This window comes from Rhizobium oryziradicis, assembly GCF_001939045.1.
In the GTDB taxonomy this organism is placed as follows: Bacteria; Pseudomonadota; Alphaproteobacteria; order Rhizobiales; family Rhizobiaceae; genus Allorhizobium; species Allorhizobium oryziradicis.
Window position 1 is genome coordinate 19,636 of the sequence record NZ_MKIM01000028.1, and the last position, 21,636, is coordinate 41,271.

19 protein-coding genes are annotated in these 21,636 nt (G+C 54.4%); 10 read left to right on the top strand and 9 right to left on the bottom strand.

The genetic code is table 11. From position 1 onward, the window contains the following. Positions 1-410 precede the first annotated feature (410 nt). Positions 411-1,295: an alpha/beta fold hydrolase gene (locus tag BJF95_RS15540; protein WP_075640403.1), complete on the bottom strand. Its 885-nt coding sequence runs from the start codon at positions 1,293-1,295 to the stop codon at positions 411-413. A 125-nt stretch (positions 1,296-1,420) separates the two neighbouring features. Then, positions 1,421-3,484 carry a lytic transglycosylase domain-containing protein gene (locus BJF95_RS15545; RefSeq protein ID WP_075641061.1) on the bottom strand — a complete coding sequence of 688 codons (2,064 nt, stop codon included), beginning with the start codon at positions 3,482-3,484 and terminating at the stop codon, positions 1,421-1,423. Positions 3,485-3,704: 220 nt separating this feature from the next. Between BJF95_RS15545 and dapA the strand changes: the two genes are divergently transcribed. The 3 genes from dapA (at position 3,705) to BJF95_RS15560 (ending at position 6,965) form a co-directional block, all read left to right on the top strand. Next, complete coding sequence (dapA, locus tag BJF95_RS15550) at positions 3,705-4,589, top strand: 4-hydroxy-tetrahydrodipicolinate synthase (protein WP_075640404.1); 885 nt, start codon at positions 3,705-3,707, stop codon at positions 4,587-4,589. A 148-nt stretch (positions 4,590-4,737) separates the two neighbouring features. Further along, complete coding sequence (gene smpB, locus BJF95_RS15555; RefSeq protein ID WP_075640405.1) at positions 4,738-5,214, top strand: SsrA-binding protein SmpB; 477 nt, start codon at positions 4,738-4,740, stop codon at positions 5,212-5,214. A gap of 305 nt (positions 5,215-5,519) precedes the next feature. After that, positions 5,520-6,965 carry a methyl-accepting chemotaxis protein gene (locus BJF95_RS15560; RefSeq protein WP_075640406.1) on the top strand — a complete coding sequence of 482 codons (1,446 nt, stop codon included), beginning with the start codon at positions 5,520-5,522 and terminating at the stop codon, positions 6,963-6,965. Between the two features lie 122 nt (positions 6,966-7,087). On the opposite strand, the gene BJF95_RS15565 is transcribed toward BJF95_RS15560, so the two are convergent. The 4 genes from BJF95_RS15565 to BJF95_RS15580 form a co-directional block, all read right to left on the bottom strand. After that, positions 7,088-7,360, bottom strand: a complete 273-nt coding sequence (locus tag BJF95_RS15565; RefSeq protein ID WP_075640407.1) for a hypothetical protein — start codon at positions 7,358-7,360, stop codon at positions 7,088-7,090. Between the two features lie 168 nt (positions 7,361-7,528). Beyond that, positions 7,529-8,599, bottom strand: coding sequence for a bifunctional transcriptional activator/DNA repair enzyme AdaA (locus tag BJF95_RS15570; RefSeq protein ID WP_075641062.1), 1,071 nt, complete (start codon positions 8,597-8,599; stop codon positions 7,529-7,531). Between the two features lie 80 nt (positions 8,600-8,679). Next, entirely contained in the window at positions 8,680-10,194 is a 1,515-nt protein-coding gene (locus BJF95_RS15575) for a methyl-accepting chemotaxis protein (RefSeq protein WP_075640408.1), read from the bottom strand. A gap of 447 nt (positions 10,195-10,641) precedes the next feature. Next, positions 10,642-11,220, bottom strand: coding sequence for a LabA-like NYN domain-containing protein (locus BJF95_RS15580; protein ID WP_075640409.1), 579 nt, complete (start codon positions 11,218-11,220; stop codon positions 10,642-10,644). Between the two features lie 293 nt (positions 11,221-11,513). On the opposite strand from BJF95_RS15580, the gene rpoZ reads away from it, so the two are divergent. The 6 genes from rpoZ (at position 11,514) to era (ending at position 17,802) form a co-directional block, all read left to right on the top strand. After that, positions 11,514-11,906, top strand: a complete 393-nt coding sequence (gene rpoZ, locus BJF95_RS15585; protein WP_075640410.1) for a DNA-directed RNA polymerase subunit omega — start codon at positions 11,514-11,516, stop codon at positions 11,904-11,906. 199 nt (positions 11,907-12,105) lie between these two features. Further along, positions 12,106-14,346 (top strand): RelA/SpoT family protein, encoded by a 2,241-nt coding sequence (locus BJF95_RS15590; protein WP_075640411.1) that lies wholly within the window; start codon positions 12,106-12,108, stop codon positions 14,344-14,346. Positions 14,347-14,716: 370 nt separating this feature from the next. Further along, positions 14,717-14,869 (top strand): DUF3563 family protein, encoded by a 153-nt coding sequence (locus tag BJF95_RS15595; protein ID WP_075640412.1) that lies wholly within the window; start codon positions 14,717-14,719, stop codon positions 14,867-14,869. Between the two features lie 515 nt (positions 14,870-15,384). Next, positions 15,385-16,128: a signal peptidase I gene (lepB, locus tag BJF95_RS15600; protein ID WP_075641063.1), complete on the top strand. Its 744-nt coding sequence runs from the start codon at positions 15,385-15,387 to the stop codon at positions 16,126-16,128. After that, complete coding sequence (rnc, locus tag BJF95_RS15605) at positions 16,125-16,844, top strand: ribonuclease III (RefSeq protein ID WP_075640413.1); 720 nt, start codon at positions 16,125-16,127, stop codon at positions 16,842-16,844. The genes lepB and rnc overlap by 4 nt, the downstream gene beginning before the upstream one ends. Positions 16,845-16,854: 10 nt before the next feature. Further along, on the top strand, positions 16,855-17,802 hold the full coding sequence (gene era / locus BJF95_RS15610) for a GTPase Era (protein ID WP_075640414.1): 948 nt from the start codon (positions 16,855-16,857) through the stop codon (positions 17,800-17,802). 64 nt (positions 17,803-17,866) lie between these two features. Here the strand turns inward: era and BJF95_RS15615 are convergent, their stop codons facing one another. Continuing rightward, positions 17,867-18,967 (bottom strand): AbrB family transcriptional regulator, encoded by a 1,101-nt coding sequence (locus tag BJF95_RS15615; RefSeq protein WP_210187744.1) that lies wholly within the window; start codon positions 18,965-18,967, stop codon positions 17,867-17,869. A 265-nt stretch (positions 18,968-19,232) separates the two neighbouring features. On the opposite strand from BJF95_RS15615, the gene recO reads away from it, so the two are divergent. Next, entirely contained in the window at positions 19,233-20,000 is a 768-nt protein-coding gene (gene recO / locus BJF95_RS15620) for a DNA repair protein RecO (protein ID WP_075640415.1), read from the top strand. Here recO and BJF95_RS15625 read toward each other — a convergent pair. Then, positions 19,934-20,182 (bottom strand): hypothetical protein, encoded by a 249-nt coding sequence (locus BJF95_RS15625; RefSeq protein ID WP_075640416.1) that lies wholly within the window; start codon positions 20,180-20,182, stop codon positions 19,934-19,936. The two genes, recO and BJF95_RS15625, sit on opposite strands and share 67 nt — an antisense overlap. 607 nt (positions 20,183-20,789) lie before the next feature. After that, positions 20,790-21,635: an MOSC domain-containing protein gene (locus tag BJF95_RS15630; RefSeq protein ID WP_075640417.1), complete on the bottom strand. Its 846-nt coding sequence runs from the start codon at positions 21,633-21,635 to the stop codon at positions 20,790-20,792. Position 21,636: the final 1 nt, after the last annotated feature.

The following is a 21,636-nucleotide window of genomic DNA, read 5'->3' on the forward strand; positions in this document are numbered from 1 at the left end:
GGGGGCTTTTTTTGTTTTGCCTGATAATTTGTGTCGACTGATAATTGGGGCGATGCGCATGTATCGTAATCCATCTGGCCGCGACGCTGATCCAGGCTTTTGGCAAGTCCGCCGGAGAAGGCAGAACAGAGTGCAGCGGTTTGAATTCTATGTGCGAAGGTGCGCAGAAGGCGCAAAGGATCGTGTGATCAGCGCTTTTTGCCCATCCTCTCTACCTTGAGGGTATGGTTGCTACGCTTATCTTGATGAACGCGCAGTCGCTGTAGCTTTTTATTTTTGTTGCATAATTCTTCAAACCGATTCCGGTTGAAAGAATTATGCAATAGTTGCGTGGCAGCCAAAGCGCGTGCATGCAATATGGAGCGAAGTCTCGCTGTAACAGTTGCGCGATGCAGCGGCTATGTGAGCGTTCAGGCGGGACCGTGGTTCAGGAAATGCATTATCGCTTGTGCCACAGGCGCAATGTGGAGCAGGGGGGCGTGACCTTGCTGTGGTGCGATGACCTGCCGCGCCAAAGGGTTCTTGGCCATCATCATGTCACAACATTGCTGTGACAGAAGCTCCGAAAGCGCTCCTTTGACGATAAGAAGGGGAAATTGGCAAAGGGCCTCAAATTGGGGCCAAAGGTCTGGGATCGGCTTATCGAAATCGACGCTTGAAATCTGCGCGGCGATTGCGGGATCAAAATCGGCCAGTGGCTTTCCGTTGTCGTCGCGGTACAGTGCAACAGCCATGGCCTCCCATTCATGCGCGGGTAGATTTGGAAAACTGTCACCATGCACGGCCTTGAGATGGATTGGAACATCCTCCCAGCGTGTGGGGCTCGTGTTTCCACTCAAGTAATCTTTAATGCGCATCAATCCCTGCTTTTCCAGCACGGGCCCAATGTCGTTCAAGACCACCTTGCCAATCCGGTCGGGCTGCAAAGATGCCAGAAAGTGGAGAAGGAGCCCGCCGCGCGATGTGCCGATGAAATCGGCCTTTGCGACGCTGAGCGCATCAAGAACAGTTACAACATCGTCCATCTCGGTCATGAGATTATAATGGCTTGGGTCTGGATCTCGATCAGAGCCACCCCGTCCACGTAAATCAATGCAGATGACGCGTCTGGGCGTGTCACTCTGGGTGATCATTGCGACTATTTGCGTAAAGTCGCGATGATTGCGCGTCAGGCCCGGCAGGCAGACAATCGGGACGCCCCCAAGGTGTGAGGCAACGTCTCGCGCAAAGATGCTTATGCCGTCTTTTGCCGGTATGAGATGATCGCAGTATTCGCGTGTTGCAAGTTCTGGCATCGGCGCGTTGCTCCTTGTCCTCGAATATCACCCTCGCAGATTTTCTGCATAACTCTCTAAAAACGCACGGTGCTGTGAGGAGAATACACGGTTTTTGCACTCTGCAAATGGCTCTGTGCCGCAGCCTATCGGCCAAAACGCAGGTCGCGCTCGATATCTGGTTTTTGACCAAGGCGCGTTTTGTAGATTTCGTAATTCTCCATTACGCGCTGCACATAGCCGCGGGTTTCCGGGAAGGGGATGCGCTCTATCCAGTCAACAACATCGTCCAGCGGCTTGCCACGTGGATCGCCGTAGCGGGCAATCCAGTCTGGCACCCGGTTTGGCCCGGCGTTGTAGGCAATGAAGGTCAGGATGTAGGAGCCGCCAAATTTGTCGATCTGTTCACCCAGATAGTGCGCGCCGAGTGTTGCGTTGTAGCCGGCATCCTGGGTGAGCTTGTCCGGGAAATAGGCCATGCCGTGGCGCCGAGCAACAGCCTTGGCGGTGGCGGGCATCAGTTGCAGCAAGCCCTTTGCGTTGGCGGCGGACACTGCCGCTGGGTTAAAGGAGCTTTCTTGCCGGGCAATGGCATAGGCCAATGCCTTTCCAGATCCGGCTATATTGGCCGACGCTGGAATAACGCCAATGGGAAAGGCGAGTGCTGGCACGTTGATGCCCCGGCCATAGGCCGTTTTGCCGACCTGCAGTGACAATTGGTTGTTGCCTGCCCGCTCGGCCTTGGCGGCCAGAAGAGCCAATTCACCGGGGCTTTGCAATTGTTCCGCCAACGCATGATAGAGTGCTGCTGCTCGCCAGCCGTGGCCCGCCGTCTCATACCGGTCAATCGCTTCCACGGCCTCGCGGTTGGCAAAATTTTGCCGGTCTTCTGCGGTTGGGGTGGGATAGATAATATCCAGCCGGTTGCGGTTTAGACGGGCCGCAGCCAGTTGCCCGTAGAACGTCCCTGGGTAGTTGGCGGCTTTGGTGAAGTTCTCGCGTGCGGCAGTGGTGTTGCGCTCTGCTTCATCGGCACGCCCCAACCAGTAATAGCCTCTTGAGGCAGACAAGGGGCGACTGGAGGTTGCCAGGATGCGGCGAAAATGCACCGCTGCGGTCTTGGGATCGTTCAGCCCGCGCAATGCAAACCAGCCTGCGTGAAACTCTGCATCCAGCACGTCGACCGTGGCTGTGGCACTGTTGTTTGAAACAACCTGATAGGCGAGGCGAAATTTGCCGTCATCGGCAAGGCCCCGGCCTACGATGCGTTGCTCACTCCACCATTCTGACGTGTCCACCAGACGGGCCGCGTCTTTGGGCACTTGCGCCAAAAGCTTGGCCGCAGCCTCGTAATTATCCTGATGGCGCTCAAATTCGATTTTGATGAACAGCAGTGCCGGATCAGCGCTCCATTGCCGATCCACGGCTTTGATCAGGCCTTCTGCTTTTGGAGAGCGGGTGGCAACGGCATCCCATGCTGCAAAGAGCGATTGCGCACCGCCCAATGTCGCAAACCGCTTGGCTTGGGCGCGATTGCCGCGATACATCAAAAAGTCCATGCGACGTTTGTGATCTGCAGCGCTGAAGAGCGAGCCAAACTCGCTGAGAATGCGGTCTTCGAGGCTGGCATCCAGCACGGAGTCAAACCATAGGGGTTTCAACAGGCGCGCGGCTTTGGCTTGCTCGCCTTTGGCGCTTAAGGCGCGCGCTAAAATAATCGTGCCTTCCGGTGTTTCCGGTTTGGCATTGCCAAAGGCAGCCAGCACGGTCGCCGTGGGAGGGTTTTCGCGGTAAAGCGCCCGCTCTGAATTGGAACGAAACACCGAAAGCCCCGGCCACCCTTTCAACTCTTTCAGAGCATCCGTAATTTCGGCCGACGGTACATCCGGCAGGCCGGATCGGGCAATCGACCAGGTGAGCATATGGCGGTCCAGCCCTTGCGGCATGGAATCACGAATCGCCAAAGCGCCAGCGCCATCGCGATTGGATAGGGCATCCAGGCCGGATTTCAACGCAGAACGGGCCACCGGTGCAGGTGCAGGCGGCATAAACGGAATGGCCTCGGTGAGAGGGGCAGGCGGTGGGCTGGCGAGCAAAGCGGGCCGGGCGGTGGGCGTGGGCGTCAGCGGATCTGCATAAGACAGGCTGAATTGCCCCGCAGCTGTTGTGCCCATGGACAGAGCTAAACCAAGCAGGAGTGTCCGTTTCATCGGCGAGCTCGTCATGAAAATGCGCATGTCTCCTATTAACGATAAATGAGCTTAACGATAGCTTAACGAAGTCGCGCTCATCGCGTTCTTTTCAGGCTTTGAAAATCTGTCATAAAACCGACGGAAGCGCGCTTGTACGTGCGCGTTGTGCGCAGTATTGTGCCGCCGTTTAATGCAAAATTACGGCCGAAGAATGAATGCGGCTGTTGGGAGTCTATGCATGTTTCAGGGTTCCATGCCCGCACTTGTCACCCCATTTACCGAGGACGGTAAGGTGGATGAAGCAGCCTTTGCCGCCCACGTTGAGTGGCAGATCTCTGAGGGTAGCACAGGCCTCGTGCCTGTTGGTACAACCGGCGAATCGCCAACCCTGAGCCATGATGAGCACAAACGTGTGGTGGCGCTTTGCGTTGAAACTGCTGCAAAACGGGTTCCGGTGATCGCGGGCGCTGGCTCCAACAACACGCGCGAAGCCATTGATTTAGCTCAGTTTGCCGAAAAGGCGGGTGCTGATGGCCTGCTGGTGGTGACACCTTATTATAACAAGCCGACGCAAAAGGGCTTGATCGCGCATTTCTCGGCCATTGCCGACGCCGTATCCCTGCCGATTATTATCTACAATATTCCGCCACGCTCGGTGATCGATATGAGCCCGGAAACCATGGGCAAGCTTGCCCATGCGCATAAAAACATCATTGGCGTGAAAGATGCGACCGGCAAGCTGGAGCGCGTTTCAGAACAGCGGATCACCTGCGGCAAGGATTTCATCCAGCTTTCGGGCGAGGATGGCACGGCGCTTGGCTTCAATGCGCATGGTGGTGTTGGTTGCATTTCGGTGACGGCCAATGTGGCTCCGCGCTTGTGCGCCGAGTTTCAGGCGGCAACGCTTGCGGGCGATTTCAAAAAAGCGCTTGAATATCAGGATCGGTTGATGCCGCTGCACAAGGCCATCTTTATCGAGCCGGGTGTGTGTGGTGCAAAATATGCCTTGTCGCGCCTTGGACGCATGGGCAATGCGGTCCGCTTGCCGTTGGTCACGGACATTGAAGCATCAACAGCGGCTGCCATTGATGCGGCCTTGCAACACGCTGGCCTGTTGAATTGATGATTGCCATTGATGTTTATCGGGGGGAGGCCGTGCCCCGGCTTCTTCCCTTTTGGGCCTGGGTGTACTAAATAAATAAAGCAAGCCGGATCGGGAGCCCGCCGTCCGGAAACAATGAAAAGTACCGGGCGGATTGGACTTTGACCCTATGGCACCCAGAGGCAGCCAGAGCAGCATAAACAAGATCGTCGCGGAAAATCGCAAGGCCCGCTTTAACTACGAGATTGTGGATACCTATGAGGCGGGACTGGTCTTGACCGGCACCGAGGTTAAATCCTTGCGCGAGGGCAAAGCCAATATTGCCGAATCCTACGCATCGGACGAGGGCGGCGAGATCTGGTTGATCAATTCGCATCTGCCCGAATATTTGCAGGCAAATCGCTTCAATCACGAGCCACGGCGTCGGCGCAAGCTGCTCTTGACGGAGCGCGAGATCAATCGTCTGCGCTCTGCTATCAACCGTGATGGCATGACGCTGGTGCCGCTCAAGGTCTATTTTAATCAAAAGGGTCGCGCAAAGCTGGAGCTGGCGCTGGCCAAGGGCAAAAAGCTGCACGACAAGCGCGAGTCCGAGAAGGAACGCGATTGGAACCGGCAAAAGAGCCGTCTGTTAAAAACCGGCTGATTGGCGGGTCGGAAGGCTTCTATTGATCTGTTGGTACAAATGTCGTCTGCATGTGCAGGCGACATTTTTGTTTGTGGTGGGCACTCTGCGCCGAAAATTCGCGAAACGGCTGCGCGGCTTAATGGAGACCCAGAGCCGGGCTTTGCGGCATCGGGCCGAAACGTGCGAACCGGCTTGCGATCTGATGCGGTAAGTATTTAAAACTATGTCATTTTTTAAAAGATACGATGTTTCGATTTAGGAAGTCGAAATCATTCTCCTCTAAGGAGCTCAGTCAATATATTTTCAAAGAGGATCTTTTGATAATGGGCAAGATTGAGGATGAAATTAAGCCTTGGGTTGGCGAAGAGCGCAGACGCGGCGAAGAGCTTTTTGAACATCTCGAAAAGCATATTCGCGACGTCGCTGTAAAATGTTTCAAATCGTTCGATCCGACAACGGTTGTGGTCCCCGAAGAGTTGTTGCGCCTAGAGGCTGTAAAATTCAGGCGCTTGTGTGAGGGCGAGTTCAAGCGTGAGTATTTTGACACGCAAGGCAAAGTCATTCGCGAAATCAGCAATAAAATCGGCTTTACCCGCTTCATTGTTGATGCCTGTTCAATTTACGCCATCGAATGGACGCTGGCTGTTCTCAAGGAAACGCGCTGGAGCGCCAGCAAGCGCGAAGCCTTCATTCGCACCTTGATGAAAGGCCTTTATACGGATGTGGCGGTGGCCGTTCATAGTCTGATTGATGATATGAACGCGGACGCCGAGCAACAACGGGCAGAGTTCGACCGGCAACGCGCAGAAGATGCACAAGCCGACAGCCGTGCGATGGCAATCCTTGGAAAAGCGCTGAGCAGCTTGGCGTCTGGCAATCTCTCCGTACAGTTGACAGACCCTTTGCCGGAAAAACACGAAGGCTCGCGCCGGGATTTCAACAATGCGGCCGAGGCGCTGCGTCAGGCCATGCTGGGCATTTCTCAGACTTCGGAAGACATTTGTCGCGGTATGCAGGAAATTTCGTCCTCCACCAGCGATTTGTCGCGCCGAACAGAGCAGCAGGCAAGCTCGCTGGAAGAAACGGCAGCGGCTCTTGATCAGATTACGGCGACGGTGCGCCGGACCTCGGAAGGTGCATCGCAGGCGACGATAGTGGCCGCAAGCGCCAAGGACGAGGCCGGAAAATCCAGCCAGATCATGAAGGAGGCCGAGGTTGCAATGAGCGAGATTGCGACCAGTTCCAGCCAGATTACCCAGATTGTTTCGGTGATTGACGAAATTGCTTTCCAGACCAATCTTTTGGCGTTGAATGCCGGCGTTGAGGCCGCGCGTGCGGGCGAGGCGGGCAAGGGTTTTGCGGTTGTTGCGCAGGAAGTGCGCGCGCTTGCACAGCGCTCGGCCGATGCTGCTAAGGAAATTCGTGGCCTGATTGCCACCAGCACCCAGCAGGTGGAGCGCGGGGTGACGCTTGTGGAATCGACCGGCCAGACATTGACCGCCATCGTTGGCAAGGTCACGGAAATGGACCGGCTGATTACCGACATCGCCGCCTCTGCCCGCGAGCAGGCCACGGGTTTGCATGAAATCAACACGGCCGTAAACCATATGGATCAGGTAACCCAGCAGAATGCTGCGATGGTGGAGGAATCAACCGCAGCGGTGAATGAAATGAATGCCCGCTCAATCGAACTGGCAAAGCTCATTCAGCGCTTTTCCATCACAGGTCAGGGACAGGCAGCCCTGTCCTTCACGCGCTACGCGGCCTAAACTGCGGCCCGATAAGGCCACAGCTTCAGCAAAAGTCACGATCTTAACCCGTGGTGAAGGTCGTGACTGCGCGAAGTTTGAGTCTTGGAACAAAAGCCGATTCCAATTTTTGAACCAAAGCTTTAGCGTCCATTGACGCCCATGAGCAGGAGCAGGGCATTCAGCTTTGCCTGTTCAAGCTTCATATGGTCCGATGTCACGTCATCCCTGTGGGCTTCAAGACCCAGATCACGCAATTGATGGGCATTTAGCCCTTGCAAGTCATTGCCGGCGTTGGAAGAGCTGCGACGTGACAACACCGAAAAAGCCCAGCGATAACCGATAACAAGGCGCGCGCGCAGGGAAGTCCTGATCACGTTGGCATTGTTGTTTGTCGTTTTATCTGCCGTGCTCATGGCTATATCCTCTCAAGTGGGCACGAAAAGAGACCGCACGCTGTTGAGCAGCGCACTGTCGGAGAAAAGGTTTTGGGTTGAAAGAAAGCGCGAGACGGGTCTGCGCGACTGTTGGCGGCAAAATGCCGCAATCGTCACTCTTCGTCTAACGAATGTTTCGAATGAATTTCATTCAAAACCGTGATCAATTTTTGATTGTTTTCTCTCATGCTTCAAAAGCCATTGCTTGCGCCATAGGCCGCCGCCATACCCGGTGAGGCTTCCATCTGCGCCAATCACACGGTGGCAGGGGATGACAATGGCGATTTGGTTGGCCCCATTGGCACGCGCCACCGCCCGCACTGCGGAGGTGCGATCAAGGGCTGCGGCCACCTGCGAATAGCTATGGGTTTCACCCGCTGGTGTCAGCCGCAAAGCGTGCCAAACTTCTCGCTCAAACTCGGTGCCATGATTGGCCAGACGCGTTTTGAAAGGGGTGGTGGCATCCTTGAAATACCCATCCAGTTCAGATGCAATTTGCTCCGTCACCGTGTTGCTTCCCAGCGCAATACCCGCGCTGTTTTTCGCCTTTAATCGATGCAATTCGTTTGGCAAAGCTGGGCGATCCGCAAATTCCAGAAGGTGCAGTGCATGGTCGTCGACCACAGCCAACATGGGCCCGATCGGTGTTTCCAGCCAATCGGCTTTGAGAAGGCTGGCATCTTTTAACTTCGCAGGCGCTGTACCAAAAAGCTGGGTGATGGCGGCGCGAAAGCCGCTTCCAGATTCATATCCAGCCTCCAATTGGGCATCAATGACGCGCTCTCCTGTAAGCAGGGAATCGGCACCAATGCTGGCACGCCGCAAGCGGGCAATTTCCAGAAAACTCATGCCAAAGCGACGTTTGAAAATGCGCCGCACTGTGGATGGGTCATGGCCAAGACCAATGATGTCGCGCTCACCCCAGCGACGCAAAGGGTCGGCCTCCAATTGCTCCAGCAAGTGTTTGGCCACCGGCTCCGGTGCGCCGTAAGACAGCAGGGGGCGGCAACGTTTGCAGGGCCGAAAGCCACCTTCAAGGCAGGCGGCAATCGTATCTTCGAAGCGGCAATTTTCTTGCTTTGGCTTGCGGGCCGTGCAGGAAAAGCGGCAAAAAATCCGCGTCGAGGTGACACAGACGTAGGAAAAGCCGTCAAAGGAAGCATCTTTGGCAACCAGGGCGGCATAAAGGTGGTCATGGGTGGGGCGTTTGAATAGCATGACCATGTCTTATGCCCTTTGCGTAACCTGTGCCGCTGAAAAACGGGCATGGATATGCCCGTTTTTCAAAATGGTATGGATCAAGCCGCGTAAGTCTGATGATAGGCGTTGGAGCGCGAGGCGTGAGCGCTTGCACTGTGGGTCTGGAAGCGGGCCAGTAACGACGATAGGTGATCAGAAACGCCCTGCAAGGTGTGGGTTGACGCATTGGTTTCTTCCACCATGGCAGCGTTCTGCTGGGTCAACTGATCCATACTGCTGATGGCGGCATTGATTTCCAAAATGCCAGACGCTTGCTCCTGCGCCGATTGCGCAATGGCAACAATATGGCCATTCACTTCGCGCACCTGCTCGCTGATGGTGTGCAACACTGCGCCCGTTTGATTGACCAACGAGACGCCATTGGCAACATCCTGAGATGAGCGGTCAATCAAGCCTTTGATTTCTTTGGCTGCAGACGCTGAACGTTGCGCCAGTTCGCGCACTTCCTGTGCAACAACCGCAAATCCCTTTCCGGCTTCACCGGCGCGGGCGGCTTCAACACCGGCGTTGAGGGCGAGAAGGTTGGTCTGGAAGGAGATTTCATCAATCACGCTGATGATAGAGGAGATCTTCTTGGAGCTTTCCTCAATCGCACCCATGGCGTTGACAGCATCATTGACGATCAAGCTCGACTTGCTGGCCGAATCGGCGGCATGAGATGCAACAGATTGTGCCTCACCGCTGCGCTGGGCAGATTGCTTGGAAATGACGCTGATCTGCTCCAGGGCTGCCGAGGTTTCTTCCAGGGCTGCGGCCTGCTGCTCGGTGCGCTTGGCCATATCATCTGTTGCGCGGGTCAGCTCGCGGGTGTTGGCCGTTACCTGTCCCGCCTCATGGGTGATTTCCTGGAAGGCATTGGCCAAAGCTGCAATGGCCTTGTTGTAATTCTGTCTCAAGCCTTCGTAATGCTCTGATAGGGGTTGATTGATGGTGGCTGTCAAATCTCCCTTGCTCAAGGCGGCCAGGGCATTGTCGATAGCGGTGAGGGCCTCTTGCTGCTCTTGCGCGATCTGCGCACGCTCCTGCGCAAGCTTTGCGCGCTCCTCGGCCAAGGCATCTCCGTAGGTGGAGATGGCGTAATCCATATCCAGCATGGTGGTTCTGACCAGAGCCGAGATCTTGGCAATCGCGCCCTGAAAGCGCTTGCCAAACACTGTGCCACGCATTTCTTCTTCAAGGACCGCGGTTGTCAGGCCTGCCAGAATCACGCCGTATCCGTCGATATACCAGCGCGGGTCCAGCCCAAGGCGTGCATGGGTCTGGCCAATGGTTGTGGCCGATGCGACGTAGTTGCTATCAACCTTGCCGGATAGAAGGTGGCTCCAATGCTTGATCTGCTTTTGTTTGGCGTGATCAATATGGGCGTCGCTTGAGAAAAAGCGCGCTGCTTCCGGATATTGTTTGGCGGTGCGATAGAAGACGTCAAGCGCTGGCCCGATAGCGTCGGCAATCACGGGTCGAAGCTTGGCAACGATCTGAAGATCATTCTGGGTGATGTTTAAAAAGTTGAGCCGCTTGTTAAGCTCGTCTTGCTCATTGATTGTTTTGCTCATTGAAAGCACCCTGGGTCAAAAGTTGACTGAAATATGCGGCACTTCATGCGCCATATCGTCGAAACCGAGGTGTTTTGGTACCTTCTGCACATCGCATGGACTGCGTATAGAATACCGCAACAAGGGGTCTTACAGTGCAAGGGATGGGCAGTCCTAACAGACTGTCACGCAAGCACGCTATCGCCGAGGGTATCATCTCCCAAGACTGGATTACGACTCCACGTTTAACAATCTGATAACAATCAAGTGCGTTGCGGGCTGGTTGCAACCGGCTGGCACGCCGAATTTATGCTTATATCTATGATAACAAGCGCTAAAATTTCATTTCGAGTATAAAGCGCCCCGATCACAAAATATGTCTTCGGGGCTGCAACTTTTAAGTGATGGCCTGCTCCGCAGTTTGGGAGCGCGGCAGTGTCATGGCCGATGCCGGATCGGAAAATCCAGTTAAACGGTTGGTTCAACCATCATTGGATCTGTCACGCGCAGCGGCCGTTCACTCGGGTCGCGGCCAACTTCGGTTTTCAAAGATACCAGATCAATAAAATGATCGGCCTGTCGGCGCAGATCATCGGCAATCATCGGCGGCTGTGTTGCCATGGTGGATACAACAGACACCTTGCGACCCTTGCGTTGCAAGGCTTCAACCAGTGTTGTGAAATCGCCGTCGCCCGAGAAAATCACCAGATGATCGACGGTTTCTGATTGCTCCATGGCGTCAATCGCCAGTTCGATATCCATGTTGCCTTTGACTTTGCGGCGGCCCATGGAGTCGGTGAATTCTTTTGCTGGCTTGGTGATCACCTTATAGCCATTGTAATCCAGCCAATCGATCAGCGGACGAATAGATGAGTATTCCTGATCTTCAATCAAAGCTGTGTAATAGTAAGCCCGCAGCAGGTAACCACGCTTTTGAAATGCCTTGAGCAGCTTACGATAATCAATATCAAAACCGAGACTTTTGGAGGCGGCGTATAAATTCGCGCCATCTATAAACAGCGCAATTTTTTCCCGAGGGTCAAACATATTTGCAACATCCTTTTGTTTTTTACACTGAGGCTTTAAGGCTAGGTCGTTTGGGCCCGCAATTTGCCGAACGAGTGTATTATGATTTAATCATATAAGATACATCTATCTTGGGCTAGCAGAAATTCCAAGCGCCTCTGGATTGAATATTTAAAATTCTAGGCTTTTTTGCCGCACTAAGGTTGAACCACGCAAAAAAAGTCTGTCGTGAGGAAAAACTTGAACTCTGGCGACAATACATGTATCCGGTCTGTCAATCCCTTGGGTAAGAAATATTGAAAGAAGGATTCACCATGGCACGCGTTACCGTGGAAGATTGCATCGACAAGGTCGACAACCGCTTCGAGCTGGTGTTGTTGGCAAGCCATCGCGCCCGCCAGATTTCTCAGGGTGGCTCCATTACCATTGATCGTGACAACGACAAGAATCCGGTTGTTGCGCTTCGCGAAATTGCGGACGAAACCCTGTCGCCAGACGATTTGAAGGAAGACCTGATCCACTCGTTGCAAAAGCATGTTGAAGTGGATGAGCCTGAGCATGACGGTGCCAGCGAAAATCAGCTTGCTGCGCGCTCCGAAGAAGACGACGACATGCCGGAAACAATTGCTTTCGACCAGATGTCGGAAGAAGAGCTGTTGTCCGGTATCGAAGGCCTTGTTCCGCCGGAAAAAAGCGACGACTATTAATCGTCGTCACGTTTTTGGCCTATTGGCCGTTCAAATATCATAATGTGCGTCAGCCATTCAGGCTGGCGCGCTTTTCGTTTTAGAGGATTTTAGCGTCTCATCGGGCCACTGAAATGCTCTAATTCATTGTTTTCGCAGCGTATCTTCCGGAATGCGGTTTTTACTTTTCGGTGTGATGCTTTGAAGGAGTGGCCTTGGAATGATGCGGCAATATGAGCTCGTGGAGCGGGTGCAGCAGTATAAGCCCGATGCAAACGAGGCATTGCTCAACAAGGCCTATGTCTATGCCATGCAAAAGCATGGTCAACAAAAGCGCGCAAGCGGCGACCCCTATATTTCCCATCCGTTGGAAGTGGCCGCCATTCTCACCGAGATGCATCTCGACGAGTCGACAATTGCGGTTGCGCTGCTGCATGATACCATTGAAGATACCACAGCCACCCGCGCCGAAATTGACGAATTGTTTGGCGAGGACATTGGTCGGCTGGTCGAGGGCCTGACCAAGCTGAAAAAGCTGGATCTGGTAACCAAAAAGGCCAAGCAGGCCGAAAATCTGCGCAAACTGCTGTTGGCGATTTCCGATGACGTGCGCGTGCTGCTGGTCAAGCTTGCCGACCGCCTGCACAATATGCGCACGCTGGAGCATATGCGCCCTGACAAACGGGCGCGCATCTCTGAAGAGACCATGGAAATCTATGCGCCGCTTGCGGGGCGCATGGGCATGCAGGATATGCGTGATGAGCTGGAAGATCTGTCCTTCCGCTACATCAATCCGGAAGCCTATGACACGGTAACAAAGCGGCTGGAGGACCTCTCGCGGCGCAACGAAGGCCTTATCATCAAGATTGAAGCCGAGTTGAGCGAGCTGCTTGTGGCCAATGGGTTGATGCAGGCCAAGGTGAAAGGCCGACAGAAAAAGCCCTATTCGGTGTTTCGCAAGATGCAGTCGAAGTCGCTGTCCTTCGAGCAGCTTTCCGATGTCTATGGTTTTCGTGTTCTGGTCGGTGATGTTGCGTCCTGCTATCGGGCGTTAGGGATTGTTCATACCCGTTGGCGTGTGGTTCCCGGCCGGTTCAAGGATTATATCTCCACGCCAAAGCAGAATGATTATCGCTCGCTGCACACCACCATCGTGGGTCCGTCGCGCCAGCGTATCGAGCTACAGATTCGCACGTCACGCATGCATGAAATTGCCGAATACGGCATTGCCGCCCATGCGCTTTACAAGGATGGTGAGGGTGGCACGGAAGGTGAGCTGCTCTCACGCGAGAGCAACGCCTATAGCTGGCTGCGCCACACGATTGAAGCGCTCTCCGAGGCCAACAATCCGGAAGAGTTTCTGGAACATACCAAGCTGGAATTGTTTCAAGACCAGGTGTTTTGCTTCACCCCCAAGGGCAAGTTGATTGCGCTGCCGCGCGGGGCAACGCCGATTGATTTTGCCTATGCCGTGCACACCAATATTGGTGACACGACGGTTGGGGCCAAAATCAACGGGCGGATCATGCCGCTGGTAACACGCCTTGCCAATGGCGATGAGGTGGAAATCATTCGTTCAGGCGTGCAGGTGCCGCCGGCTGCCTGGGAAGAAATTGTGGTGACGGGCAAGGCCCGCGCCGCCATTCGCCGTGCCACCCGCATGGCCATCCGCAAGCAATATTCCGGCCTTGGCCATCGTATTCTGGAGCGCACCTTTGAGCGGGCGGGCAAGACCTTTTCGAAAGAGGTTTTGAAGCCTGTCTTGCATCGCTTGGGCCACAAGGATGTCGAGGATGCCGTGGCAGCTGTGGGGCGTGGCGAGCTGTCATCGCTGGATGTGGTCAAAGCCGTCTTCCCGGATTATCAGGACGAGCGCGTGACGGTGAAGCCATCCATGGATGATGGCTGGTTCAATATGCGCTCTGCCAATGGCGTGATGTTTAAATTGCCCGAGGGTAAAAAGCCGGTCGATGGCGGCGCGGGCGCTTTGGCTGACAGCCCTGAAAATGTGGCACCGCTGCCTATTCGTGGTTTTGTCGGCAATCCGGATGTGCATTTTTCGCCTGCCGGTGCTGTGCCGGGGGATCGCATTGTCGGCATCATGCAAGAAGGGCAGGGCATTACCATTTATCCAATTCAGGCTTCGGCATTGCAGAAGTTTGATGACGAGCCAGAGCGCTGGATAGACGTGCGCTGGGATCTGGATCTGGCCAATAAATCGCGTTTCAATGCCCGTATCATGGTCAATGCCATCAATGAGCCGGGCACGCTGGCCAAGGTGGCCCAGCTGATCGCAGGTCTGGACATTAACATTCGCCTGCTGACCATGATGCGCGTGGCCGCAGATTTCAGCGAAATGGCGTTTGATCTCGATGTGTGGGATTTGCGCCAGCTCAATCAGTTGCTGGTGCAACTGAAAGAGCTGGATTGTGTGGCAACCGTCAAGCGGATTTACGATTGACACCGCATCGGTCCGAAAAGTGGAAGCCGGTTTTCGGGTAAACCCGATGCGGCGGGAAAACCAATGCATCGGTCCGAAAAGTGGGAACCGGTTTTCGGATAAAGCCGATGCGGATGGAAATGGCAGTCTTGCCATTTCCGTTTTGAGCTTTTCCTCATCATGCATTGCCAGCCGCGAAAAGGCGAAATGCAGGCGGCATGGGCGCTTTGCGATCTGAGTGCTTAAATTTCAGGCTTCTTTGCCGTTTTCTCTCTCAATTTTGAATTTGGTATGCGTTTATTGCATGGCTGGTGCTTGACCTTGTGTCTGGTCGTTTGTGCGCAGCAGCATTATGTTGTGCTCATGAACTTGAAACAAACGAGGTAAGACAATGTTTGGACCAATTCGCAGATTTGCCCGCGCTCTCAGCGTTCCTAGCATTCAGGATCGTGAAATGGCTTATTTGAACGGAGCACACGATCGCGTTGATCTGGAATATCGCCAGCGCGAAATCGACAGTGGCCTGTTCCGTCGCACGCGCTAACTGTTATACGTCTCATGCATGGCTGATTTGCGAAAATCGGTGGGTTTGGGCGGTATAAAGAGTGAAGTCTCGGTTTTGCCGAGGCTTGTTGAGAGAGTTTAGGATGGATGGATTGTCCATCCTTTGTGAAGGGCCGCGAAGGCAAGACCTTTGAGGCTTATGACGATGCTAAATGATATGCGCTCAATCGGTATTGAGCGCAGGAGATTAGCGCAATGGCTGCTTGTTCCATCTCTATGGTTTGGGGCGTTGGCAATCATCGTGCGCGTGACTATCATCGGCTCATGATGCTGATGCGTGCGGGTGCTAGACGCTCGCTTTTGTGGAGAGATTGCTCTCCATTTTTCCCTTATAGAAAGATCAACACTGCTGGCGTGCCTGTTGCGTGGCGGTGTAAGTGCAAATTTGCGGGCCGATATTGGTCGCAAGCGCGTGATCTCGTGGTTTTGCCGTTGCCGCCGCTGTTGGAACCGACTAGATAAGCTTCCAATTGACGTATTATGAAAGAGACCGGCGTGACGGATAAAGTCGAAAAGAAGCAAGGTGGCCTTTGGGAAAATATCAAGGTCATTATTCAAGCGTTGATCCTGGCAACGGTGATCCGCACGGTATTGTTCCAGCCCTTCACCATCCCGTCCGGCTCGATGATGCCGACGCTTCTGGTGGGCGATTATATCTTCGTCAATAAATTCGCCTACGGCTTTTCGAAATACTCCTTGCCCTTTTCGCTCGATCTGTTTGAGGGTCGCATTTTTCAAAGCGAGCCAAAGCGCGGCGATGTCGTGGTTTTCCGCTTTCCGCCCAATCCAAGCATTGATTACATCAAGCGCCTTGTGGGCCTGCCAGGTGATCATATTCAGGTGACGGATGGCGTGCTGTTCATCAATGGCAAGCCGGTTCCCAAGGTGCCAGACGGCACATTCAATTCCGATTACCGCAATGATCCCGGTCACGCGATCCCGGTGTTCCGCGAAACGCTGGATGATGGTCGCACCTATGACACGCTGGACGAGACACAATTTTCTCCCGGCGATAATACGCGCGAGTTTATTGTGCCCGCTGGCCATTATTTCATGATGGGTGACAACCGTGATAACTCGGCTGACAGCCGTTTTGACGTTGGCTTCGTGCCCGCTGAAAATCTGGTGGGTCGCGCCTCCGTTATTTTCTTCTCGCTTGGCAATGACACGCCCTTCAGCCAGATCTGGAAGTGGCCTTCCAATATTCGTCTCGATCGCTTTTTCAAGGCTGTCCAATGAAGCCACCAAAGGCCCTGAGCGCCGACGAGCGCGATAAAGTACAAACCACCATTGGCTATGTCTTTGTTGATCAGGAGAGGCTGGACAAGGCCCTGACCCATTCCAGCGCCCGTCCGGCAAAGGGCGGCGATTATGAGCGCTTGGAATTTCTGGGTGATCGGGTTTTGGGTCTTTGCGTGGCGGAGCACCTGTTTAAGGAGTTCCGCGCCGCCACCGAGGGCGAGCTTTCCGTACGCCTGAACCAGTTGGTGAGTGCCGAGACCTGTGCGGCCGTTGCGGACGAGATTGAACTGCACCGCTTTATTCGCACCGGCGCTGATGTTAAAAAGCTCACTGGCAAGAATATGCTCAACGTTCGCGCCGACGTGGTCGAAAGCCTGATTGCGGCGATCTATCTCGACGCAGGGCTTGAGGCAGCGCGCACCTTTGTTTTGCGCTTTTGGGCAGAGCGCGCAGCGGGCGAAGATGCCGGCCGGCGCGACGCTAAAACGGAATTGCAGGAATGGGCGCATGCAAAATTTGCAGCGACCCCGGTTTATCGCATTGCAGATCGCTCCGGACCGGATCATGATCCGCGCTTTACGGTGACGGTTGAAGTCGGCAACCTTGCGCCTGAAACGGGCGTTGATCGCTCAAAGCGAGCGGCGGAACAGGTTGCTGCAACGCGATTGCTTGAACGCGAAGGTGTCTGGGTCAAATCCGGCACGTCACATTGATTGGAAAAAGATGACTGAGTTTGAAGACCAACCCACTGATGATGCCGCGGCCAGTGATGTGCGCCCAACCCATTCGGGTTTTGTGGCGCTGATCGGGCCAACCAATGCTGGTAAGTCCACTTTGGTCAACCGGTTCGTCGGTGCCAAGGTTTCCATCGTAAGCCATAAGGTGCAGACCACCCGCGCCGTGATGCGCGGCATTGCCATTCATGACAATGCGCAAATCGTGTTTATGGACACGCCCGGTATTTTCAAGCCGCGCCGTAGGCTGGATCGTGCCATGGTCACCTCCGCATGGGGCGGGGCCAAGGATGCCGATATGATCTTGCTGTTGATTGACAGTGAGCGCGGTCTGCGTGGCGATGGTGAGGCAATTCTGGAGGCACTGAAAGATGTGCACCAGCCGAAAATTCTGGTGCTGAACAAGATCGATCAGGTGCGCCATGAGGATTTGCTGAAGCTGGCATCCACCGCCAATGAAGCGGTGAAGTTTGAACGCACCTTCATGATTTCGGCAACCAACGGCTCCGGCTGTGACGATGTGATGGATTATCTGGCAAAGACGTTGCCGGAAGGCCCTTGGTATTACCCGGAAGATCAGATTTCGGATTTGCCGTTGCGTCAGCTGGCGGCCGAAATCACCCGCGAAAAGCTTTTCTTGCGCCTCCATCAGGAGCTTCCTTATTCCTCTCACGTCGAGACGGAAAAATGGGAAGAGCGCAAAGACGGCTCCGTCCGCATCGAGCAGGTTATTTACGTTGAGCGGGACAGTCAGAAAAAGATTGTGCTGGGCAAAAACGGCGATGCGATCAAGGCAATTTCGACCGGCTCACGCAAGGAGCTTTCCGAAATTCTGGAGCAGACCGTGCATCTCTTCCTGTTTGTGAAAGTGCGTGAAAATTGGGGCGATGACCCTGAGCGCTTCCGTGAAATGGGTCTGGAATTCCCGCGCGACTGATGTTCCGATAATTTTTGCTTTTATAAGCGCCCCATGCCTTTCAAGGCGTGGGGCGTTTGTCATTTCACACCTTGATTTTTTTGGCAATGAAGCGGGAGATATGTGGTCCCAGCGCCAAAATCACCAGAAACCGCACCGTTTGCAGTGCCATCACAAATGGCATATCGACATGGGTGGTCGCGGCAATGATGGCGACGGAATCCAACCCGCCGGGACTCGTGGCCAGATAGGCGGTGAGGGGATCGATATCCATGGTGGTGGTAAGCAGATAAGCAAGGCAGCCACCAAAGGCTATCAAGATAAAAATCGACAGGGCCACTTGTGGTGCTGCCTTGGCGGCGTGGCGCAAAAGCCTGCGGGTAAAGGCAAGGCCAATGCGCCAACCGATAACGGCATAGGCCATCGCCATTAACCAGAGCGGCAGCACGATATTCACCAGATCAAAGGCATGCAAAACCGCGAGGCTGAGCATGGGAACAATCATCGTGCCTGCGGGTATTTTCAAGACCTTGCCGATGTAAGAAGCAATCGCGGTCAGCAGCAACGTCTTGATCAGATCTACCCAGTCAAATGGCGGGAAAAACACCAAAGGCGGGTGCTGTGCGCCACTGACGTTAAACATGTAGGCCGCAACACCGGCGGCGGCTGAGGCCACGCATACCACCCGGAAATATTGCATGAAGGCAACGAGGCGGGCATCGGCTCCATGGGCCTCTGCCATTAGAATCATCGCCGAGGCACCACCCGCTGATGTACCCCAGACGGCCGTTGTTCCGGGGAAGATTTGACGCCGTGCCATGATGTAGCCCAGCAGCGAACTCATGGCGACAATGGCCAGCACCGCCCCCAAGAAAAGTGGCCATTCTTCAAGAAAGCGCATCATAATGTGTTTGTCGAGCGAGCTTGCAATGACGCAGCCGATCAAGGCTTGCGCGGCCGTGTAGGGAAGGCGCGGTAACGTGAGTTGGGCTCCGTTGGTGGCAAGCAGCAAGCCTGCAATCATCGGGCCAAGCAGAAGGGCTGCGGGCATGCGAACATATTCCATCCCTGCCACCAGCAAGGTTGAAAGTGCAATCAGTAGCACCCATTTCAAAGGCTTTGGCAGCGCTGTCAAAAAGCTGGGCATGTGTTCAGGGGTGCCCGCAGGCGGAGGATTGGCTGCCATTTTCGGGCTTTCCGGTCTCGTGTCTTCAATCGGCTGTTGCATAGTCCTTACTGCATAAATCCTCAAACCGGAATCGATTTAGGCAGAAAATTATGCAGGAGGTTTAAAACGTTCCAGCGTCCTTTGTGCGCCATATATGGTGAGAGGCGCTGTAAAGGGCTGGCTGAAGGGAGATTGAGACGAATGCCGGGGAAAGGGCCTGTACGCAACCACGCAGTTTATTTTTCTATGGGCCGACCCACCTTGTTTGCTATAAAGCGTGACCATGGAATGGAATGATAGCGCGATTATTTTGGGCGTGCGGCGTCACGGCGAAACCAGTGTGGTGGCCGAGGTGATGACGCGCAGCCGTGGCCGTCACCTTGGACTGGTGCGCGGCGGACGTTCTCGCACAATGCAGCCCGTTTTGCAGCCCGGCAACGTGGTTGATGTCACATGGCGTGCGCGGCTTGAAGAGCATCTTGGCGATTTTCGCATGGAACCTGTGCGCCTTCGCGCCGGGCATTTGATGGAAACGGCAACCTCCGTCTATGGCGTTCAGGCGCTGGCGGCGTTGTTGCGGCTGTTGCCGGAGCGCGAGCCGCATGCCCACCTCTATGAGTCCATGGATATCATTTTGGAAAACCTGCATGAGCCTCGCGCAGCGGGCGAACTTTTCGTTCGCTTCGAGCTTGCCGTTCTCAATCATCTCGGCTTTGGGCTGGATCTCACCCGTTGCGTTGCCACCGGTGAGCAAGAGGATCTGGCATTTGTATCGCCCAAAAGTGGCCGCGCCGTCTGCCGTGCCGCGGGCCAACCCTATGCCGATAAAATGCTGGTGATGCCGTCATTCTTGCGCAAGGAACTGCCGCAAGCGGCTGATTTTACGTCGCTTACGCAGGCATTTCGTCTGACCGGATATTTTCTGGAACGCCATGTGTATGAGCCGCGCGGCATTGCGATTGCTGCCGCGCGTGATGGGTTTTGTCAGGCCGCGCTAAAGGCGTTGCGGGCGTTGGACGGTGTCCAGGACAATCCGCCAATGCCATCCTGAGTGTTGCTCTGGTTGTTTTTCATGTGGGTGCGAATAGCGCGTTGCAGGTCTGCAACGCTGCTGTAAATGCCGCCATCCAGATCAATCACTGGAAATTTGACAGCAATGAATTTTACCCGATTGCCTTCGGGAACGCTGATTCCAACAGGAACGCCTGCATATTCAATGACTTGCTTTTCCATAATAGTTTCCCCGCCCGCGTTACGACTTGCGGGCCAACATTCAATTCGATTGTGATGGTTTATGCTCTTACGAGAGAATCACATTCGACAGTTGTCGAAGCCAAGTGATGTGCGTTTGGATGCCACTTGGTTGATGCTGAGCGGGCATAGATGCCAGGAGTATTTTGCGGTTTGCGCGAATAGTCGCATGTGCTTTTCCTCCTTGCATTGGAGCCGATCTCTGATCTGGCTCGAGGTTACGGTTTATCGGTCTTTTCCCGATGATCAGGAAAATAGGTGTGCGTGGCGAATTCGTCAATAGGCGCTCGGTTAAAAACAAAATAATTTTTTGTGATGGATGGATTGTGAAGGTTTCGTGGCAAAATGAATCCGAATTGCCGCATTTCACAAGATAGGTTTTGCATTGCGGTAAAAATCAGATTTCTGCAAAACTATGGCATGAAATTCAATAAATATTGATGGGCATAGGCCCCTTAAACACTCGCAACACCGTCATTTATGACATGGTGCGGACAATCAGGATCGGTTGAACAACAGCCAATCCTGGAAAAAGGAGAACGTGCTGCTCTCCTTGATCCCACAAAATACGTAATTTAAAAGAGGCCACTCAGCCGCGACGCTTCAGTGGAAAGCCTTCAGGACGTGTTTTTGTCACCTGAACATGATCGCCAACACGAATCGTGCCCTCTGTGCGGGGAACAGCATTCCAGCCAAACAAAACGCCGCGCACGCGTGGATCGGCAGACATGCGCAGCCGTCCCATAGCGGCAAGGGGGGATGGCCCGGTGCGGGCACCAAGGGATTGGTCTTGCGTGGTCATGATGCAGCGGGTGCAAGGCTTGACGAGGTCAAAGGCAATGTCGCCAATGGTGAGGCTTGCCCAATGATCTTCGGCCCAAGGTTGGTCCGAATCGATCACGATATTGGCGCGAAAGCGCTCCATGCCGACGCTGCCTTCTCCATGCGCTTCCATATCGGCATTCAGCGCCGCAAGCGATGCCGTGTTGGTGATCAAAACCTGATAGCCATCTGTGAAGGTCACCGGCGTGTCTGGTCCGGCCCATTCTTCATTGGCCATGCGCCGGGCTTTATCATCAAACAAGGCGAGTTCGAGCGGTTGGCCAAGCCATTCACTGAGCGCCTGATTGGTGGCGTCGTCTGCAACGGCCGCATCAACCGTATTACGCCATACTGTCACCTGTTTGCGCGCAATGAAACTCGGCGTTTGTGTGCGTCTGCCGTCATGAAAGCTGACGTGATAGGAGGTGCCGTCATAGAGGACGCTCACACCGGCAAGGGCCGGAAGCTCCCGTTGAGTCACAAAATCTCCCGACGGAGAGACAAGCATCAATTGGCGATCGCCCACAAGACCGTGGGCCGTGATCTGCGCTTCGGCAAGATCAATGCCTCGCCCACTTTTCAAAGGGTAGATGGCGAGTGCGGAGATTTTCATG

Bases quoted from the DNA above. Each gene is read 5' to 3' on its own strand.
- BJF95_RS15580 (WP_075640409.1), bottom strand. From the start codon at position 11,220: ATGTTTGACCCTCGGGAAAAAATTGCGCTGTTTATAGATGGCGCGAAT.
- BJF95_RS15615 (WP_210187744.1), bottom strand. From the start codon at position 18,967: ATGGCAGCCAATCCTCCGCCTGCGGGCACCCCTGAACACATGCCCAGC.
- BJF95_RS15630 (WP_075640417.1), bottom strand. From the start codon at position 21,635: ATGAAAATCTCCGCACTCGCCATCTACCCTTTGAAAAGTGGGCGAGGC.
- BJF95_RS15560 (WP_075640406.1), top strand. From the start codon at position 5,520: ATGGGCAAGATTGAGGATGAAATTAAGCCTTGGGTTGGCGAAGAGCGC.
- BJF95_RS15590 (WP_075640411.1), top strand. From the start codon at position 12,106: ATGATGCGGCAATATGAGCTCGTGGAGCGGGTGCAGCAGTATAAGCCC.
- BJF95_RS15570 (WP_075641062.1), bottom strand. From the start codon at position 8,599: ATGCTATTCAAACGCCCCACCCATGACCACCTTTATGCCGCCCTGGTT.
- smpB (WP_075640405.1), top strand. From the start codon at position 4,738: ATGGCACCCAGAGGCAGCCAGAGCAGCATAAACAAGATCGTCGCGGAA.
- BJF95_RS15565 (WP_075640407.1), bottom strand. From the start codon at position 7,360: ATGAGCACGGCAGATAAAACGACAAACAACAATGCCAACGTGATCAGG.
- rpoZ (WP_075640410.1), top strand. From the start codon at position 11,514: ATGGCACGCGTTACCGTGGAAGATTGCATCGACAAGGTCGACAACCGC.
- BJF95_RS15575 (WP_075640408.1), bottom strand. From the start codon at position 10,194: ATGAGCAAAACAATCAATGAGCAAGACGAGCTTAACAAGCGGCTCAAC.
- era (WP_075640414.1), top strand. From the start codon at position 16,855: ATGACTGAGTTTGAAGACCAACCCACTGATGATGCCGCGGCCAGTGAT.
- recO (WP_075640415.1), top strand. From the start codon at position 19,233: ATGGAATGGAATGATAGCGCGATTATTTTGGGCGTGCGGCGTCACGGC.
- rnc (WP_075640413.1), top strand. From the start codon at position 16,125: ATGAAGCCACCAAAGGCCCTGAGCGCCGACGAGCGCGATAAAGTACAA.
- BJF95_RS15545 (WP_075641061.1), bottom strand. From the start codon at position 3,484: ATGAAACGGACACTCCTGCTTGGTTTAGCTCTGTCCATGGGCACAACA.
- dapA (WP_075640404.1), top strand. From the start codon at position 3,705: ATGTTTCAGGGTTCCATGCCCGCACTTGTCACCCCATTTACCGAGGAC.
- BJF95_RS15595 (WP_075640412.1), top strand. From the start codon at position 14,717: ATGTTTGGACCAATTCGCAGATTTGCCCGCGCTCTCAGCGTTCCTAGC.
- BJF95_RS15540 (WP_075640403.1), bottom strand. From the start codon at position 1,295: ATGCCAGAACTTGCAACACGCGAATACTGCGATCATCTCATACCGGCA.
- BJF95_RS15625 (WP_075640416.1), bottom strand. From the start codon at position 20,182: ATGGAAAAGCAAGTCATTGAATATGCAGGCGTTCCTGTTGGAATCAGC.